This window comes from Brasilonema octagenarum UFV-OR1, assembly GCF_963888615.1.
GTDB lineage: Bacteria > Cyanobacteriota > Cyanobacteriia > Cyanobacteriales > Nostocaceae > Brasilonema > Brasilonema sennae.
On the sequence record NZ_CAWPKW010000023.1, the window covers coordinates 1 to 18,578 of the forward strand.

The window sequence follows — 18,578 nt, forward strand, 5'->3', positions numbered from 1 at the left end:
GCGCAGCGTCTCCGTAGGAGATACGCGTAAGCGTGTCCCTTTGGGACTTACAAAGCAGCGTCTGTGCAGGAGATACGCGCAAGCGTGTCCCTTTGGGACTTACAAAGTAGCGTCTGGTGGAGGAGATCATCTGCCGCTGACTTTGTGTCACCAACCCCTAAGCGAACTATGGCAGCACTAACCCGATCATGGCTTGCTTTGGACCCAGAGGAATCAACTGTAAATGAAAACCTCTTTACCTTAATCTGTCAAGAAACCTATCATATATTAAGGAGAAGCACTTGGTTCAAAAAAGCATTGTTCACTCTCCGCGCCGATTTCTCAAGTATTACAGCTACCAACGAAACTAAGTTTTCGATTTTAATATTAAAGATTCTTTACAAAAATTAACATTTTGTGATAATTTAATGACTGGAGAGCAAAACTGTATCTCCAGAGACATATTGTTTGATCTTTAGTCAGTTACAAACTTAGCGAGGTACCCCTCAACATGGCAATTACTATCGATTCCGCCCGTGGTATTTTTCCCGGTACATTATCGGCTGATGCAGTACCGGCTTTGACTGCACGATTCAACCAACTCAGTGCCGAAGATCAACTGGCATGGACCTGGTTCGCTTTCCTGGAGATGGGCAAAACCGTCACAGTTGCAGCTCCCGGTGCAGCCAGAATGCAGTTTGCCGAACAAATCCTGAACCAAATCAAGCAAATGACCTTTGACGAGCAAAGTCAGGTTATGTGTGATCTGGCAAACCACGCAGATACACCTATTTGCCGCACCTATGCTACTTGGTCGCCTAATATTAAGCTAGGTTTTTGGAATCAGCTCGCGGAATGGATGGAGCAAGGCACTGTCGCGCCAATTCCGGCTGGCTATAAGCTTTCAGCCAATGCTACTGCCGTATTGGAAACCCTCAAAAACCTGGATCAAGGACAACAGATCACCGTCCTGCGAAACTCGGTTGTGGACATGGGGTTTGATGCAAGTAAACTAGGCGACTATGCCAGAATTTCTGAACCCGTGGTCGTGCCTAAAGAAAAGTCTCAGCGTACTAAAGTCACCATTGAAGGTCTGGACAACCCAACAGTGTTGAACTACATGGACAACTTGAATGCAAATGATTTTGATGAACTAATTAAGCTGTTCGTGGCGGACGGTGCTTTGCAACCTCCCTTTCAAAGACCGATCATTGGCAAAGATGCAATCCTGCGGTTCTTCCGAGAAGAGTGTCAGAACCTCAAGTTGGTGCCAGAGCGCGGTGTCGCTGAACCTGCAGACGATGGCTACACTCAAGTGAAAGTTACAGGCAAGGTTCAGACCCCCTGGTTTGGCGCAGCAGTGGGCATGAATATGGCTTGGCGGTTCTTGATCAATTCTGAAGGCAAGATCTTTTTCGTAGCCATTGACTTGTTAGCCTCTCCCAAAGAGCTTATGAATCTGGCGAGATAGGAAGACTCGCGCGCAGAGTAAATCACTAACTATTGTGGGGAGCGCTCTGTTAACCAAGAGCGCTCAATTACTCTAAGCAAACAAAACAATCCTAACCAACTAACTATCGCACAAATTTCAGATTGAGTTATGCAAGTGAGTGAAGCTGAATGGACTGACACTGAAAAAAATATAGCTCGAGCTGCCTTTGATCAAGCCTACAAGCGAGAAGTTGAGGCTTTGCTTAAACAAGTTCGAGAACAAGCAAGTACACTCGTGGAGTTGAGTGATCTCTGGCGGTTACACGATTTCTTGAGTGCTAGAAGGCATGAAGTCGAGGGTAAGTACGACTACCAATATCCTGTTCTGCTCTTTGTCTTTGCTGGATTGGTCAAGGAAGGCTGGCTCCATCTGAACGAACTGGAAGGGCTGGATAAAGAAAAGCTATCCAAGATCGCTGCTTTGGCACGGATATAGTCTAGTATAGTCACTCTTCTAAAGGGTTGTGGCGACCAGGCAGACACCGCATGCGAGTAGAATTGGAACCAAAATGTACGCGCTCCAAATAATTATTGTGATAACAATAAAATTTCTACCTTCTTTAATGCCTCATTATTACTGTTTTTTCAGGCAATGATTGCATTTTTCCTGTGATAAGATAGATTATCACAGGAATAGGCGACTTTAAGGGTGACGGCCTTCTATTTTAAAGTCATGGTAATTTTCACCTAGCAGGTAAAGATAACCTTTTAGGCTGAGGCAAATGACTATCTTGAACGCTATCCACTTCTGATGATGTCAACAATTGCCGAATCAACCTTGCTACAGCTTTTTGTGCCAACTGGTTCGCGAATTGTTGACTTAAACGCTGTACTGCTGGATTGAACAATAGCTGAGTAATTTGAGGTACGAGTTGTGTTGCGTCAAAACCACGAGTTTGTTGGAGAATATTCAAAATACGTTTGATATGCTCTAAGGTTTGTTCTTGTTCGACACTCGCACCAGGAGTTTCATTGACTGCTGTGATTCCAACTCTTTCGCGCAGTAAGTAAGTAAAGTTGTGCAAAACATTTTTTCTTAAAGCATCGACTCCTCTCACAATTTCGTCCACCAGTTTGTCTCGAATAAAAGCGCCGCGTTCAGAAGACAAAAAATCTAGTGCTTGATTTGTGACTAAGTTAAAGTCATAATCTTGACTATTACGAGCATTACGTAATAAATTTTCTAAACGATTCCAGCGGAATTTACCTTCTTTAAACAGCAAATCTTGCAAGGATGCTCTTAATTCCGGCGCTGGATCGGTTAACAGACGTTTAGAAACATAAGGATAAGCTTCGCTGAGGACTTTGAAATTAGGATCAATATAGATAGCAATTCCTTCCAAGGTTACCAATGAACGAATAATCAAAGCGTAGTATGGTGGTACACGGAAAGGATATTCATACATCAAAGCTGAGAGGTCATCAGTGATGCTTTTGATGTTTAACTCAGCAACACTGGCTCCTTGAGCATCAGCAAATACGTTGGCAAAAGCTGGAATAATTGGTGTTAAATCTGTCTCTGGGGATAAAAAATCTAACTTGACATAGTCTTTTGCCAAGCCGTCAAAATCGCGGTTGACAACATGGACGATCGCCTCAATCAAACCATAACGCTGCTGTGGCTGAATCTCGCTCATCATCCCAAAGTCGAGATAAGCCAATTGCCCGTCAAATGTCGCGAGTAAATTACCTGGGTGAGGATCCGCGTGGAAAAATCCATGTTCCAGCAGCTGACGTAGCGAACACTGTACACCAACTTCTATCAAATAACGAGCATTTATACCTAAATTGCGAAGTTCTTCTGTCTCGGTTAATTTAACGCCATTAATCCACTCCATCGTCAAAACCCGACGATTGGTGTATTCCCAGTAAATTTTTGGCACATAGACATCTTTCATCTGACCATAAAGCTGGTAAAAACGCTCAGCGTTTTCTCCTTCGTGAATGTAGTCCATCTCTTCAAAGATGCGATCGCCTAATTCATCAAGAATACCAACAAGGTCACTCCGCACGCGTTTAAATTGTTTCTTCGCCCATGCAGCGAGTTTGCGTAAAAGATACAAATCAATGGTAATACTTTCTCTCAAGTCTGGACGTTGGACTTTAACAGCGACTTGTTCACCAGATTTTAGCTTAGCTTTATAAACTTGACCTAAGGAAGCAGCAGCAATTGGTTCACTAGAGAGTTCTACGTAAATCTCCTCGGGAGGTAATCCCAACTCTTCTTCAATAAAGCGATAAGCAATTTCGTTAGGAAAAGCTGGTAACTTGTCTTGCAATCGAGTCAGTTCTTCCAAATAGACGGGAGGAACCAAATCCGGTCGAGTGGATAAAGCTTGTCCAATTTTGATGTAAGCGGGTCCCAGCTTAGTCAACAATTCTCGCAACTTAACTGCTCGCCTTAGGTCATTTTTAACAACAACTCCCCGCTTGCTATCCCACCACAACCCCGTTGCAAAGCTCACAGTTGATGTCAAAACTGTGATAATCCGCCGGAAAACTTGCAGGGGTCTTTTTTGGTAATGCGCTGAAATCTCCTGGGGATTGTAACGTATTGCTTGCGACTCAGTTTTTCTCGTAACCACCACTTGGGTTTCGTCTAAAGTTGGTAAGCTAACAACTTCGACGATCGCACTATTTTCAGGTATTCGTTCAGCATTGGACACATTACCTGGGTTAGAGGTGCTTACGCGACTGTCTTCTGTAAATTGGGAAGTAGGGGGAGTTGTCTTAGCATTCATGTCGCATTACCATAGCATTTAATTTATTTTATTAATTATTGTAACTTTTTCTGGTCTCAATCTGTAATTTCTATTAAGAAACGGTGGAGAAAGAGAAATTTAGAGACTAGAACTTCTTCGCTACAATCTATTTTTCAATTGAAGAACTATATCCTCAGCACAATTTACACTTCATGAACTAAACTAAATTTGGTACACTTCAATTGGTCGTACTCGTCCGATGGTATGAGATATTCCTAACTGCTAACCGTTGATTTATAGTTTCCCATAAATGAATTGAATCCGGCGTCTGTCCTCATGGAGAATTTGACTTAATGTTGTCTGTATTGCGAATAGAAAATTTTGCCCTGATTGACCAATTAGAACTGGAATTTGGGACAGGACTTAATGTTTTGACAGGGGAAACCGGCGCGGGAAAGTCGATTATTTTAGATGCGATAGATGCAGTATTGGGTGGTAAAGTATCCAGTCGTGTGATTCGCAGTGGTACAACTCGGGCAATGGTAGAAGCGACATTTAGCTCTAACTTAGGATTAGCCGCCTGGTTGAGCGAACAAGAAATAGATTTAATCGAAGATAATTTTATAATTATTAGCCGAGAAATTGCAGCTACCTCAAGTAATATTCGCAGTCGATCGCGCGTTAATGGAGTGTTGGTTAATCGAGCGTTGATGTCCGGACTCAGAGAACGCTTGGTGGAAATCACCGCTCAAGGGCAAACTGTACAAGTGGGACAATCTGCTCAAGTCCGCGAGTGGTTGGATATGTACGGTGGCGATTCCCTGATGCAGCAGCGACAACTTGTCGCCTTGGGTTTTAGTGAGTATCAAAAAGCGCATATAGCCCTAGAAAAACGCCGGACATCAGAACGCGATCGCCTCCAACAACTCGACTTACTAACATATCAAGTACAGGAACTCAAAACTGCAAATCTTACTGAACCTGATGAATTAGAAAAGCTTTTGCAAGAGCGAGAACGCCTCAATCATGTCGTCGATTTACAACAAATGAGTTACAAAGTTTACCAAGCTTTGTACCAAAATGATGCTGAAACTCCAGCAGCAGCAGACTTGCTCGGAGACAGTGAAACGACATTGAGCGACATGGTAGAATACGATACCGAACTGCAACCGCTGTTGGATATGGTCAGAGATGCTCAAGCAACCTTGGCAGAAGTGGGACGACAAATTAATACCTACGGGGAAAATTTGGAAGCCGATCCGCAGCGCTTAGAGGAAGTAGAAGAGCGTATTCAGGAATTAAAGCAAATTTGTCGTAAGTACGGTTCGACTCTGACTGAGGCGATCGCTTATTACCAACGCATCCAAGAAGAGTTGGCTGAACTTAATAATAGCGACCAATCAATCGAAAGTCTGGAACAACAAGAAAATATTTGTTGGGAAAAGTTGACTGAAGCTTGTCAGAAGTTAACTCTGCTGCGGCGTACCACTGCGGCTGTTCTAGAAGCAGAACTGATCAGGGAACTCAAACCTTTGGCAATGGAAAAGGTACAGTTTCAAGTTGAGATTGTACCAACTTCCCCAACCGCAACGGGAGCAGATAAAATAACCTTTTTGTTTAGTCCGAACCCAGGAGAACCCCTGCAACCGTTAACACAAATTGCTTCCGGCGGTGAAATGAGCCGCTTTTTATTGGCGCTGAAAACTTGTTTTTCTCAAGCTGATGAGAATGCGACACTGGTGTTTGATGAAATTGACGTTGGGGTTTCTGGACGTGTCGCACAAGCTATTGCGGAAAAATTGCATCAGTTAGGTCAAAGCTCTCAAGTATTATGTGTGACACACCAGCCCTTAGTTGCAGCAATGGCAGACCGACATTTCCGAGTCGATAAGCAAGTTATCACCCTCGAACCAGGTGACAAAACAAACAACGGACATCCCGAACAGCGTACGGTTGTGCGAGTCACAAGCCTGGATAATTTAAACAAGCGTCGAGAAGAACTAGCACAGTTAGCTGGTGGGAAATCGGCCCAGGAGGCGATCGCATTTGCTGAGTCTTTGTTGACGCAAGCAGATCACCACCGTCGCGGGGAGTGGAAGTGATACAAACGGCTTTGGATTGACCGATAAATAGAAGATGAATTACGTATGACCTACAGTAAAGATGCTCACGAATGGCTTTCCCAATCGATCAGCATCCCTCACTGCCATTTCGATGTGGTGCAGATGAAAGGTTCAACCTCTTCTTCGGTTTTCCTGATTCACTGCTCACGTGACTTCAATCCTCAACGGTTTGTTTTGCGTGTACTTGACAATCAATGGCTTGCGGAGGAATCTGACCTTGCTCATCACGAGGCGGCTGCGCTGGAAGAAGCACAGAAGACGGGTCTCCAAGTCCCGAAGCTCGTAGCTTACTCCACGAATGATGTAGGTTTCGGTGCGCCAGTAGTACTCATGTCGTATCTCGAAGGAAATGTCGAGCTTTGCCCTGCAAACTTTCAGCAATGGCTGAACGATCTTGCTAAACAACTGGCTTTGCTGCACCAGCACACAGCGAATAGCTTTCCGTGGCTATTTCACAGTTGGGTAGAAAAAGCGACTCTGGCACCACCGAAGTGGACTACGATTCCCCGTGTTTGGGAACGTGCCATCGAATTGTTGCTTGGTTCAGAACCTGCCGAGCAGCCAGTTTTCATCCATCGTGACTACCACCCTGCCAATGTTCTGTGGCATGGGGGCACAGTGAGTGGCATTGTGGATTGGATCAATGCCTGCCAGGGACCAGCAGGGGTTGATGTGGCACATTGTAGAACCAATCTAGCTCTGATGTTTGGTTTTGCAGCGGCAGATCAATTTTTAGATGCATACACTGCAATTTCCGTTAAGTTCGATTATCACCCTTACTGGGATATAGATTCAATACTTGATATGAGCCTGCCGCAGCCAACTTTTTATAAGCCATGGCAGGACTTTGGTCTCAGTGTTATCGCTCCTGAATTGCTTAGACAGCGAATCGACGCTTACCTAGAAAGTGTGATTAGGCGCATATAAAGAACTAGTGCTTTTGATAATTCGCTGATCATTTTTCGATAGGAACGCGATCGCAGTGCTAGAGTGATTTCTCTGACTTAAAGCGGTCTAACTACTCCAGGACTTACGTAAAATACCTCTGAAACTCTTATTCCTCTGTGTCCTCTGCGTCCTCTGCGGTTCGTTATTTTGTGACTCCCTATTTTATTGCCACAGCGACCTTCTCTAATAGGGTCATAGGTCCAATATCTTTGATAATCTGCATTTGTTGCTCGTTTCGTACGAAAACCGAACCTGCAAATCCTAATGAGTTGACACAAATGGACTCAAAAGATTCATGCGATCGCGCTACAATCAACATCCATTCCCTTGTCGCCAGAAGATTGTAAGCACCAGATTGTCTTCCACTGTTTTCTAAGCCGACAGCGTGTAGTAGGGTGCGGTACTGCGAGAGTGTGACTTCAGCCGCTTTCAATGGAGACTGTACCGAAAGAGGATCTAGCCTTGTAAAGGCGTGTACAAAAGGAAGTTGTGGTATGGTGGCAACACAGTCTTGAAACTGAGCGGATGCCAACAGAGGTTCAATCGGTATCTGTAACTCGTTGGGTATGAGTGGAAGTGGAACCAGTTGCAAATGCTTGTGTCGCTGACTAGCACCTGCAATTTTGCCACCATTGTAAAAGACTAAACCATCAAACTCAGCTAGACACGCCCACATTGCAGCAAAATCTTGCACAGTGAGTAGAGTTTCCTGTTCCTCAAAAGCACGAGTGATGATCAGCAAGTGATTCTCAACAACGTTAAATTTGTTTAAGATACATACGTGTGTCTGAGAAATATCTGCAACAAACAAATCCTCCTCGTAAGGAAGAAAAGGATTAAATTCTTGAGTGGAGGAAGTTTGTGTTTGTCGTTTTTGCTTAACAGCATCTTTGCGAGCCAGGTTAGATAAAACTCGCACTAAGAAGCGAACACCATCTTGCTCTATGAACTCAAATTCTGTTGGTATTGTCAGCAACGCCCCACATTGTAGAGCGTATTCAGTCTGTTCTTGAACACGTTTCCACAAAGTGCCTGGTTTGAGTAAAATTTCTTCATGTATAGTTTGTTTGTCTTCTGGCATGATCAGCAAAGAAAGAGTGTTAAAAATCACTTAATTTATGTTATGAAGATCTAGAAACTCTTGCAACAAACCAATCACAATCTCAGGTCTTTCCAAATGGGGTAAGACTCCTGCATCTGGAATTGTATGAAAATCACGAATTGCATTGGTATTTAACTTCCTCAAACGCTGTCCTAGCTGAACATTGGTAAATTGTGCCTTTTCACCCCACAATATCACTGTAGGAATAGTCAATTGTTGAATATACAAACTCAAATCAAAGTAAAGCTTACCCTGTAAAAATGCCAAGGCTGCAAATTTTGCATTAGGTTGTTTTGCAGAGGCTAAGAAAGCTTGTACCATTTCTGAAGAAACTCGTTCTGGTTTGGCAAACAAAAAACTTTGTAAAAAGTTGCGTACCGCCAGTTCATTTTGAGCGCCAACAGTATAAATGAAATCATCCAAGAGTGGTATGTTGATCACTCCAAGTGGAAGTCTGCGTCCTGTACCTTGCCCAAAATCATCAAATCCAGAGGGACACACCAAAAACAGGGCTTGAAATAAAAAAGGGTGAGCGATCGCGAGGCGAATCATCAAAGCAGCTGTTAATGAAGACGCAATCACCGTTACTGGTGGACGACAAGTATGTCTAATAAACTCTGGAATACTCGTCAAATAATCGTTAATTTGGTAATCTCGCACAGGATGTGCAGATTCACCCCAACCAATTAAGTCCGGCGCTATAATCTCGTACTTAGCTGCAAAAGCAGGGTAAACTTTAGACCATTCATAAGCACAAGCCCCGCCACCAAAGTTATGGAGAAAAACTAGGGGAGGTAAATTTTCTGTCTCAGCAATCAACCAAGGTGCAGTCGTTTGGGTGTAGTAAGTCATAAACCCCACAGAGGTATGAGCGACTTTTTGTCCAAAGCCAGGAGGTTGAAACTGGAGCATAGTTTGCTACCCTCGTGAATATGTGTTTCTAGTGGCAAGTTAAAGCCTGGTGGCGTATAGGTCAAGGTTGTTGGCTACAAATCAAATAATTATGGCGTATCACTTTTGTGCTTGCCATTTTTTGCCTGCATACTCCCAATGCTTTCATCATATCAATATTGATGATTAATGTCATGAGTTATTACAGCCTTCCTAAATAGGATATGAACATCCTCCTCTTCTTCTCTTTCTTTTCTTTGCGTCCTTTGCGTCCTTTGCGGTTGGTTTTTTTGTTCACGACTTATCTAGGATTGCTGTAATTTTTCACCTGTCTATAGGACTACTATATAATGATGATTATGCAATAGAAGAAGCCATAAGATATGAATCGTGACTAACAACAATCGCTCTCAATGGGATTTAGGCAGATTCATCCAAACCCTGACTTATTTTGAGGTCGTCCCTTTTGTCAACTGGGTACAGGATTTGATTCAAGGTCGTCTTAATAGTAGCCAAAATATACCTGATGGAGCAAAACAAGTGGGTGTGATACTAGTAGCAGGTGCAACGGGTGGAGTTGGTCAGCGAGTGGTCAAACGACTGCTGGATGCGGGTTATAAAGTACGTGCACTCGTGCGAGATATCGACAAAGCACGGTCAGTTCTTAGTGATAATGTTGAACTAGTTGTTGCAGATATTACTAAGCCAGAAACTTTAAATTCCCTAGTTATGGCTAATATCCAAGCGGTTATATCTTGTACAGCGGTACGTGTGCAACCAGTAGAAGGAGATACTCCAGAACGTGCCAAGTATTATCAAGGCATCAAATTTTATCAACCAGAAATTGTTGGCGACACCCCTGAAAACGTAGAATATCAAGGTGTGAAAAACTTGGTAGAAGCTGCTGCCAAATATCTGCCGAAAGCGGGGGAAAAACTATTCTTTGATTTCACAAAACCATCAACAGAATTAAAAAATATTTGGGGTGCGGTGGATGATGTTGTCATGGGTGGCGTGAGTCAAAGTCAAATTCAATTGGTGGAACAAACAGCTTTGTTTGCTGGAAATGTCTCAACTGCGAACTCAGGAGGCTTTGCTTCTGTAAGAACGAAAAATTTCGCCCCTCCCTTCAATCTCTCTGGTTACGAAGGTGTAGAATTGCGCTTAAAAGGTGATGGTAAGCGCTATAAATTCCTTCTGCGTACAGAAGCACAATGGGATGGTGTTGCCTACAGTTACTCTTTTAATACAGAAGCTAATACCTGGATGAATGTTCGCATTCCTTTTGCCCAGATGATTGCGGTATTTCGTGCCAAAACTGTCAAAGATTCACCGCAAATTGATCAAAGCAAAATTTGCTCTTTTCAACTGATGTTGAGCAAGTTTGAATATGATGGTGAGTTAAATCCTCAATTTTCTCCTGGTGGTTTTGCTTTGGAAGTGGAATCAATGAAAGCTTATGGTGGGGCAAATTTACCACAGTTTGTCTTAGTTAGTTCAGCGGGTGTGACTCGTCCTGGTCGTCCTGGAATCAATTTAGATGAAGAACCGCCAGCGGTCAAATTAAATGACCAGTTAGGAGGAATTTTAACATGGAAGTTGAAGGGAGAAGATAGTTTAAGAGAAAGCGGAATTCCTTACGCGATTATTAGACCATGTGCGCTGACTGAGGAAGTCGGGGGTAAGGAGTTTATTTTAGAGCAAGGTGACAATATCAAAGGAAAAATCAGCCGCGAGGATGTGGCTAAACTTTGTGTAGAAGCGCTACAACAAACGAAAGCGTCTAACGTCACATTTGAGGTGAAACAGGGAGAAAATACTGCTAGTTATATTGATTGGCAAAGGTTATTTTCTCAACTGCTACCAAACTGAGGGTAGAGTGTGTGAGGTACTTCATGTAAGCAACTTTGGATAAGTTTTACAAGGGGTAGCAAAGTCATGAAACGTATTGGGCTGATGGCATTAGCCCTATTTTTGCCTATTCTACTTTGGGGCACAGTCTTTTCAAACACTGCCTTATCTCAGCAAATAGAATCTCGCTTCTATAACCTAGAAGCGGATTTTAATCGTTTGGTGTCGCGGGTTAATCGCATTGAGGCGCAGTTAAATCAAAGTGGGCGATCCTCGCCTTCTGGTAGCGCAACGATTACACCATCTCCACGTTCTCGAAGAACTGTGTCGCCGCAAGAACGAGAGAAGATGTTTGATAGACTAGCAACTCTGGTGATAGAACTCAAGCAGCAAGTCAATGCACTAGAAGGCCGAGTTGCTAAATTGGAGAAACGGTAGGTTGTTGTGGCGTTGGTACTTGGAATGGAAAATCAGATTGATAGACCAAATTCTTTATGCATGATACGAAGTTGCGATAGATAGTATTATTTAGGAGAAGTCGGATTTTCCTGGTTGTGTTCAATATAACGAAATGTAACAATATTATCTTTGGCAACTTCGTATGAGTCCAAAGTTTTACTTTGTGAACTACAATCACGCTCAGAGATAGGCATGAAGCCAACTGCGTGTTTCAGCATTGGTAGGTCAATAGGATTCAAATCATTCAACATTTTGTAAGATAGGCGAAAATTACCTGCGGTTCACCGTCTTGCCAATCATACTTACCCCAGCCTTTACGAACAATTTCAGGCGACAGATTTTGAATGGGGTTATTTTTTAGGACAAGCCATGTGAGATTAGTGAGTTGTGCGATCGCAGCCGGCACAATTGTGATTTCGTTGCCACCGAGGTTAAGCCTTGTGAGATTAGTGAGTTGTGCGATCGCGTCCGGCACAACGGCGATTTGGTTATAATCGAGGTCAAGTGTCGTGAGATTAGTGAGTTGTGTGATCACATCCGGCACAACGGCGATTTGGTTATAATCGAGGTCAAGCCTTGTGAGATTAGTGAGTTGTGCGATCGCGTCCGGCACAACGGCGATTTTGTTGCCAGCGAGGGAAATCCATGCCAGATTAATGAGTTGTGCGATCGCAGCCGGCACAATTGTGATTTGGTTGCCATCGAGGCGAAGCGTTGTGAGATTAGTAAGTTGTGTGATCGCGTCCGGCACAGTGGTGATTTGGTTGGCAAAGAGTTCAAGCATCGTGAGATTAGTAAGTTGTCCGATCGCCTCTGGAATCACTCTGATTTGGTTCTCGGAGAGGTCAAGCGTCGTGAGATTAGTAAGTTGTCTGATCGCCTCTGGAATCACTCTGATCTGGTTGTCCTGGAGGTGAAGCGTCGTGAGATTGGTCAGTCGGGCGATCGCGTCCGGCACAACGGAGATATCGCAGCTATTGATGCGAAGCGTGGTGAGATTGGTGAGTTGTGTGATCGCCTCTGGAATCACTGCGATGGGGTTAAAAGAGAGGTCAAGATATTCCAACTGAGTCAACCGCCCAATCTCTGGCGGGACTTCCGTGAGTTTCTTCCCCATTAGGTCAAGCGCTTCCCAGTTTTCAGTGTAGGCGCGATCAATAAGGGCAAGGATGGAGGGGGGAGTCATAGGAATTGAGAATAGGGGATTGACGAAGTCACAAGGGTGATTCTATTTTGGCAGAGGGGAAGGAAAGAACCTTCACCTTCAAAATAACTCTACCCAATTTTAATCCAGGAGAATTATGTCTACTCAAGCTCAACCTATTCTCAAAAAAGGCAGCCAAGGTCCAGAAGTCACCCGTCTGCAAAAGTTGCTGAATCAGGCTGATCGCAAAAAAAACTTTGGAAATCCTCCTCCTCTAAAAGAGGACGGAGAATTTGGAGATAATACTGAGACTGCTGTTAAGAACTTCCAAAAATTTTATGGATTAACTATTGATGGAGTTGTTGGTTCTAAAACCTGGGCGAAATTGACCGAAGCAGCAAGTTAGTGTCTTAGCTTTACGTCGGATTTAGAAGTTATTACCCCCGTCTGTTTGTTATCCCAAGCAGACGGGGGTTTTAGCTTTGAGATGATTTTCCTAAAATTAAATGTTCTCGGGTAATGATCAGTGAGACTATCTTGGAATGGAGAGTCAGGACGAGAAACTGGATTTTTTGGTGAAAACTGCATAAGTTGACTTTGCTACCAACTATTACTTTTGCAGGGGGGAAGGAAATGACTTTCTCCTTTAAAGCTACCTGAGTGAACCTCAACAAAGGAGAATTATGTCTACTCAAGCTCATCCTCAACTGCGACAAGGTAGTACAGGTGAACCAGTAAGACATTTGCAAAACTTGCTGAATCGAGTTGATCGTAAACGAAACTCTGGAAATCCTCCGCCTCTGAATGTTGACGGATATTTTGGATATAATACACAAACGGCTGTTAAGCTGTTCCAAAAATATTATGGACTGTCTATCGATGGGATTGCTGGTCCTAAAACCTGGGAGAAATTGGAGCAAGCAGTACGTTAGTGTTGTAGCTTTGTGATATCAAGCAGACGGGGATTTTAGCTTGACAGCGCTTTCAAAACCATAAACCACATGGTTAGGCAGAGTATTGCTGTGCCTTATTCACAAAAAGCATCTAATACTTAGAAGCGTTATAATGTAGTTGAAGAAATAGAGGGACGCTGGCAGATTATTGTAGAACTATTTCGTCGCGGGGTCTTACAATTGTAGAATGTTGTTTCTCTAAAAGTGACAAATTTTGGAGAACAAATATGCTCAAAGTGTAGTGTTGATGGCAGAAAATCCATGATATGGACACCTCTAAGAGAACGGATTAACAAACTGCCACTTGTTCTCGCTGGACCAATTCTACGACGCACTGAACCCAATGCTGTAACTGTATGGGTGGCTTTGAAAGAAAGCCGTAATGTTACTCTAGAAATATTCGATACGAAGAAAAAAAGACTTTTTAGTGGTAGTCAAAAAACGATAAAATGTGGTACTTATGTGCACATAGTTGCTGTCACAGCTAAAACTTCATCAAATCTCTTATACGGGGAAAATTATCTTTACGATTTATACTTTGGTCATGGGGAAACGCTGAATAAGCCCGGTGTCTTAACTCCAGAAGGATCAATACAAGATATTATATATCCCCCATATGACTTGCCAAGTTTTGCACTTGTGCCAAGTCGTTTAAATGATGTGCGAATTATTCACGGTTCTTGTCGCAAGCCTCACGGTGAAAGTCTTGATGCACTTGCGTCAGTGGACAAAATGATTAGGGAAGCATTAGAACAAGATTCAAAAAAACGACCGCATCAACTCTTCCTCACAGGTGACCAAATTTATGTGGATGATGTGGCTGATGCTTTACTTTTCATGTTAATAGATGCTAGCCAGACACTTTTGGGATGGACAGAAATATTACCAGATGTGCAAAATTATCAAGAGTTGAATCCAGGAAAGCGTAATAATTTAGCAACACATACTGCTGGGTTGACGGCAAGTTTTAGCAAACTTAATAGAGTTTCCAATACTGCCAAAAGTCATTTATTCACCTTGGGTGAATTTTTGGCAATGTATTTATTTGTTTGGAGTGATGTCCTGTGGACGAAACCCGAAGATTTCCCAACATTTGAAGATGTTCATCCGAATGTACAAAAATCTGAAGTAAGTCGAACTTCGTTTACAGAAGACGTTGCCGATTTACAAGATTTTCAAGTAACAATTAAAGATATTAGGCGTGCTTTAGCAAATGTTCCCACATACATGATATTTGATGACCATGAAATTACAGATGACTGGTTTTTAAATATTGCGTGGTGCGATCGCACTCTTAATAAACCTCTCGGTCGGCGCGTACTCCAAAATGGTTTACTTGCTTGTGCTATCTGCCAAGCTTGGGGAAATACACCAGAACAATTTGAACAAGGAAAGCCAGGAGAAGCACTACTCAAAGCCACCGAAGCATGGTCAGCTTCCTTTAGCACAAACCCACAGCACGAACAAGAAATTGCTTTGCGTGTTGGTTTGCCATCCTTTGCAGATATTAAAACAAGTCAGCCAAGGCGAGGCATCCATCAAGAAGGTTCTTTAAAATGGCACTATACTGTAACTACTCCAGAATATGAAGTTTTAGTTCTGGATACGCGCACATGGCGAGAATTTCCAGGGAAGGACTTTGATTTTCCCGGACTTTTAAGTGCTGAAGGTTGCGATGAACAAATCTCAAAAGTTGTTCGCCCACAAAATACACGAGTGACTTTGGTGGTAGCGCCTAGCCCAGTTATTGGCTTACCGTTTTTAGAAACCTTACAAAAGACAGCTAAAACGATTGCAGAGAAGTTGGGTGCTGCGGCTTGGGGTTTTGATCCTGAAGCTTGGGGTTTAGAAGAAACAGCATTTGAAAGGTTGTTTTCCAGACTCGCACTACGAGCATTACCTGCACACCAAAGTCGTGTCATTATCTTATCTGGTGATGTTCATTATAGTTTTGCAGCTCGCTTGCAATACTCGGCAATACGTCCTTTCCAAAGTTCAAAAAATGTCAAGACTGAACTTGTTGTTGCCCAATTTACGAGTAGTTCGCTTAAGAATGAAGTCAAGGGGTTCGGTGGAAGCCACTCATTGCATACAAAAGGTTTTGTTCCTTTTAAGATTCTAAAATATTTCCCAACAGTAGAATTTTTAGGATGGGAAAATAAAGGAGGAAATTTTCTAGAAATTGGTGGTTTTTATACTCTTGTCGATCAAACCGTTCAACATCTTCCTTGGAGAGTCAAATGTAGTCCTGCTAAAGTGAATTTAGGGCTAGAACGCGATTGGTTTAGAGTCTTACAAATCACCAAACAACCTGAATGGTGGTACCGGATTGATTTTTTATCAGCGAAAGCAGAAGAAATTAATCAACCAAAAAACTACAATTCTCAGAAATTATATTCTGTAAAAGCACCTCTACCAGGACAAGACCGCAAGCAGCCTTTGGAACAATACCTCGCAATGGCAAGAAACCATCATCATTACATAGGTAAGAAAGCAAAAGGTAAAGAAGTTGTCGGATTAAATAATATTGGTGAAATCACTTTTGAGTTTGTCGATGGTAAAGAGATAGCTGTACAAACTCTTTGGTGGCGTTTGGAAAGTCATGAAAATGGCAAGCTTTTGGAACCTTTTCCGTTAACTAGATGTGAAGTATCGCTCGCGTTTGATAATCCAGATTATCCAATGAATGAGGTATTGAAGGAAGTTATATCAAATCCGGTAGCCTCTGAGTGAGCAAAAAACCAGAAACGATGTCATTTATTTTTTTAAAAGTTCCCAATACTGGTGTGCTGCTTCAGCGTCAATCTGATGATCGGCATGCCATTTATTGATAGAGGATATATCATAATACCCAACATTCGTTGTTTCATGGGACTCTTGCAACGTTCCACCAACAACTGTGCAATAAAACTGGAGATGGTAAGTGGTGTGGGGCTGTCCAAAATCTCCAGGCATACGGCAACCAAGACGAATCAACGAACCAACTTCCACAAGCAAACCAGTTTCTTCCTGCACTTCGCGCTTCATCGACTGCTGCGGCGTTTCTCGAACTTCAGCCCAACCACACGGCAAGCACCACGTACTATCGTCAGTTCGCTGAACCAACAACAACTCACCGTGATCGTTTAATATTGCAGCTGATACTCCTATTTTCGGCGTAATGTAGCCCAATTCTGCGCGAAATCGCTTTTCTACTTCTGAACTAGGGAGGGAAGACAGTGCTGAATATTGTGCCGAGGCAAGAGTGAGAAGTCGTTCGTAGCGATCGCGATCATAAATGTCTTTTGAATAGTTTAATCCAAGCTGTGCGATCGCTCGCAGTTCTTCTAGCAATTCGATAATACTCATGGATTAATTTTTAAAAATGATTTAGGATTGCTATACGTTAATTCCCAAGTCACCCCGAATTAACCTAAACGGTGACTTAACTCGTTGACTTCAGCTTAAAAAGTTCAGCAATTGGATTTGAATGTTGGTCTGTGGACCAGCAACTAGAACCGCACAATCGCCAAATTTGGGCGGACCTGTGAGAATTTTGGGGTTTTGAGAAAAGCCAAACTCTTCAGTGGGGATACCCAATGGATTGCGATTGAGGATGCCGTCGTTGTTGGCATCATGATAGGCGGCGATCGCATAATTTCCTGCTTTTAAGTTTTCAAATTTAACTGTCAGCGCAGCGTTTTCTAGTTTGACGCAACGGGCAGCCACTGCGCGATCGCTACTGCTGGGAAATCCTCGCCCACCAGAAAACAGGCTCAGACAAACTTGCCCACGCTGGTTTTTCAAGCCGTTAATGGTGACGGTGAGACTACTGTTAGATACTGCTTTTGCACTGGATAAAGATGTCAGAAATATGACATCTGTTAAAAGTAAAAAGCTCCAGAAAAAACGTTGCATCATCATAAAATTATGTGTAAAAAAAAACAAGTAGTTTACGCAATGCTTTTGTTAAAGCCAGCCCAATTCACTCAACACAATCGCAGTCGCAATTGAATTCTCTACATTTCTCAATAATCGGGAGGCAGAGCCTCCCAACCCTCGTTCCTGGGCTGCAGCCTGGGAACAAGATATCGAGGCTCTGCCTCGTTGTTGATACTGGTACAAGATCTGATTAAAACACACTTATGTGGTGACGCTGCTCACAACCACCACGAGAAATTAATACTTCTCGCCCCCCATTACAACAAATGGCTCAAAGGTGTAACGCAACGTGACTCAATCATTTTAAGCTATAAGTTTTTTACTTTTATTGCGGAATTTAGAACAGAAATTGTGTGGTAACAAGTAAATAGAAAACTGTTAGACACTGCATAAGTTAATTTCGGTTTCGCCTATAAAGAAGTGTTTATCCTGTAGTATCTTTGAGCATCTTTTTTACTTTTTATATAAATTAATACTAATATTATATGGTTTCTCAGCAACTGTCCTATGGTAACAATCCCGATGTCAAAACTATTTTAATTTTGGCAGCAAATCCAACAAGTACCTCAAGCCTACGACTGGACGAAGAGGTACGGGAAATTGATGAAGGATTACGACGCGCTAACAAACGAGAGGAATTCAAGTTAGAGCAAAAATGGGCAGTTCGCTCGCGTGACTTCTACCGAGCCATGTTAGATTGTCAGCCCCAGATTGTTCACTTCAGTGGGCATGGTGCTGGGCAAGATGGTATTGTTTTGGAAGATGAAACAGGACAGCCTGCATTAATCTGTGCCGAAGCACTGGGGAGTATGTTTAAGCTGTTTGCCACTAAAGGAGTTGATTGCGTACTTTTAAACGCTTGTTACTCACTCGTGCAAGCAGAAGCAATTAGCCAACACATTAATTATGTGATTGGTATGACTCAGACAGTAGGGGATAAAGCAGCTGTTGCTTTTGCAGTGGCGTTTTATGATGCGATCGCCGCCGGGGAAGAGGTACAGTTTGCCTATGATC

General features: G+C 42.8%; 17 protein-coding genes. 11 read left to right on the forward strand and 6 right to left on the reverse strand.

Annotation, left to right across the window (positions count from 1 at the left end; all coding sequences use genetic code 11):
* The 3 genes from AC5590_RS01095 to frp form a co-directional block, all read left to right on the forward strand.
* The coding region (locus tag AC5590_RS01095) for a hypothetical protein (RefSeq protein ID WP_211178694.1) at window positions 1-181 on the forward strand (181 nt) is incomplete at its 5' end.
* A gap of 309 nt (window positions 182-490) precedes the next feature.
* Window positions 491-1,450 carry an orange carotenoid-binding protein gene (locus AC5590_RS01100; RefSeq protein ID WP_169267955.1) on the forward strand — a complete coding sequence of 320 codons (960 nt, stop codon included), beginning with the start codon at window positions 491-493 and terminating at the stop codon, window positions 1,448-1,450.
* A 129-nt stretch (window positions 1,451-1,579) separates the two neighbouring features.
* Window positions 1,580-1,906, forward strand: a complete 327-nt coding sequence (frp, locus tag AC5590_RS01105; RefSeq protein WP_169267956.1) for a fluorescence recovery protein — start codon at window positions 1,580-1,582, stop codon at window positions 1,904-1,906.
* Window positions 1,907-2,153: 247 nt separating this feature from the next.
* On the opposite strand, the gene AC5590_RS01110 is transcribed toward frp, so the two are convergent.
* The gene (locus AC5590_RS01110; protein ID WP_169267957.1) at window positions 2,154-4,211 is read right to left on the reverse strand and encodes an ABC1 kinase family protein; all 2,058 of its coding nucleotides are present in this window, start codon (window positions 4,209-4,211) and stop codon (window positions 2,154-2,156) included.
* Window positions 4,212-4,525: 314 nt separating this feature from the next.
* Here AC5590_RS01110 and recN point away from each other — a divergent pair, with 314 nt between their 5' ends.
* Window positions 4,526-6,274: a DNA repair protein RecN gene (gene recN / locus AC5590_RS01115; protein WP_169267958.1), complete on the forward strand. Its 1,749-nt coding sequence runs from the start codon at window positions 4,526-4,528 to the stop codon at window positions 6,272-6,274.
* Between the two features lie 45 nt (window positions 6,275-6,319).
* Entirely contained in the window at window positions 6,320-7,222 is a 903-nt protein-coding gene (locus AC5590_RS01120) for a phosphotransferase family protein (protein WP_169267959.1), read from the forward strand.
* A 178-nt stretch (window positions 7,223-7,400) separates the two neighbouring features.
* Here AC5590_RS01120 and AC5590_RS01125 read toward each other — a convergent pair whose 3' ends face one another.
* Together AC5590_RS01125 and AC5590_RS01130 are read right to left on the reverse strand one after the other, a co-directional pair.
* A complete protein-coding gene (locus AC5590_RS01125; RefSeq protein WP_169267969.1) occupies window positions 7,401-8,324 on the reverse strand; it encodes an ATP adenylyltransferase family protein in 924 nt (307 codons plus the stop codon).
* Between the two features lie 30 nt (window positions 8,325-8,354).
* Window positions 8,355-9,257, reverse strand: coding sequence for an alpha/beta fold hydrolase (locus AC5590_RS01130; protein ID WP_169267960.1), 903 nt, complete (start codon window positions 9,255-9,257; stop codon window positions 8,355-8,357).
* Between the two features lie 369 nt (window positions 9,258-9,626).
* Between AC5590_RS01130 and AC5590_RS01135 the strand changes: the two genes are divergently transcribed.
* A complete protein-coding gene (locus tag AC5590_RS01135) occupies window positions 9,627-11,108 on the forward strand; it encodes a CIA30 family protein (RefSeq protein ID WP_169267961.1) in 1,482 nt (493 codons plus the stop codon).
* 66 nt (window positions 11,109-11,174) lie between these two features.
* The gene (locus tag AC5590_RS01140; RefSeq protein WP_169267962.1) at window positions 11,175-11,525 is read left to right on the forward strand and encodes a hypothetical protein; all 351 of its coding nucleotides are present in this window, start codon (window positions 11,175-11,177) and stop codon (window positions 11,523-11,525) included.
* Between the two features lie 265 nt (window positions 11,526-11,790).
* On the opposite strand, the gene AC5590_RS01145 is transcribed toward AC5590_RS01140, so the two are convergent.
* A complete protein-coding gene (locus tag AC5590_RS01145) occupies window positions 11,791-12,732 on the reverse strand; it encodes a leucine-rich repeat domain-containing protein (RefSeq protein ID WP_169267963.1) in 942 nt (313 codons plus the stop codon).
* Window positions 12,733-12,847: 115 nt separating this feature from the next.
* Here AC5590_RS01145 and AC5590_RS01150 point away from each other — a divergent pair, with 115 nt between their 5' ends.
* From AC5590_RS01150 to AC5590_RS01160, 3 genes are all read left to right on the forward strand, one after another.
* Window positions 12,848-13,096 (forward strand): peptidoglycan-binding domain-containing protein, encoded by a 249-nt coding sequence (locus AC5590_RS01150; protein WP_169267964.1) that lies wholly within the window; start codon window positions 12,848-12,850, stop codon window positions 13,094-13,096.
* A 277-nt stretch (window positions 13,097-13,373) separates the two neighbouring features.
* Entirely contained in the window at window positions 13,374-13,622 is a 249-nt protein-coding gene (locus tag AC5590_RS01155) for a peptidoglycan-binding domain-containing protein (protein WP_169267965.1), read from the forward strand.
* Window positions 13,623-13,904: 282 nt separating this feature from the next.
* Window positions 13,905-16,376, forward strand: coding sequence for an alkaline phosphatase D family protein (locus AC5590_RS01160; protein ID WP_169267966.1), 2,472 nt, complete (start codon window positions 13,905-13,907; stop codon window positions 16,374-16,376).
* Window positions 16,377-16,400: 24 nt separating this feature from the next.
* Here AC5590_RS01160 and AC5590_RS01165 read toward each other — a convergent pair whose 3' ends face one another.
* Both AC5590_RS01165 and AC5590_RS01170 read right to left on the reverse strand, forming a co-directional pair.
* Window positions 16,401-16,991: an NUDIX hydrolase gene (locus tag AC5590_RS01165; RefSeq protein WP_169267967.1), complete on the reverse strand. Its 591-nt coding sequence runs from the start codon at window positions 16,989-16,991 to the stop codon at window positions 16,401-16,403.
* 90 nt (window positions 16,992-17,081) lie between these two features.
* The gene (locus AC5590_RS01170; protein WP_318284226.1) at window positions 17,082-17,546 is read right to left on the reverse strand and encodes a DUF2141 domain-containing protein; all 465 of its coding nucleotides are present in this window, start codon (window positions 17,544-17,546) and stop codon (window positions 17,082-17,084) included.
* Between the two features lie 503 nt (window positions 17,547-18,049).
* Between AC5590_RS01170 and AC5590_RS01175 the strand changes: the two genes are divergently transcribed.
* Window positions 18,050-18,578: CHAT domain-containing protein (locus AC5590_RS01175; protein WP_169267968.1), on the forward strand; the 529-nt coding region annotated here is incomplete at its 3' end.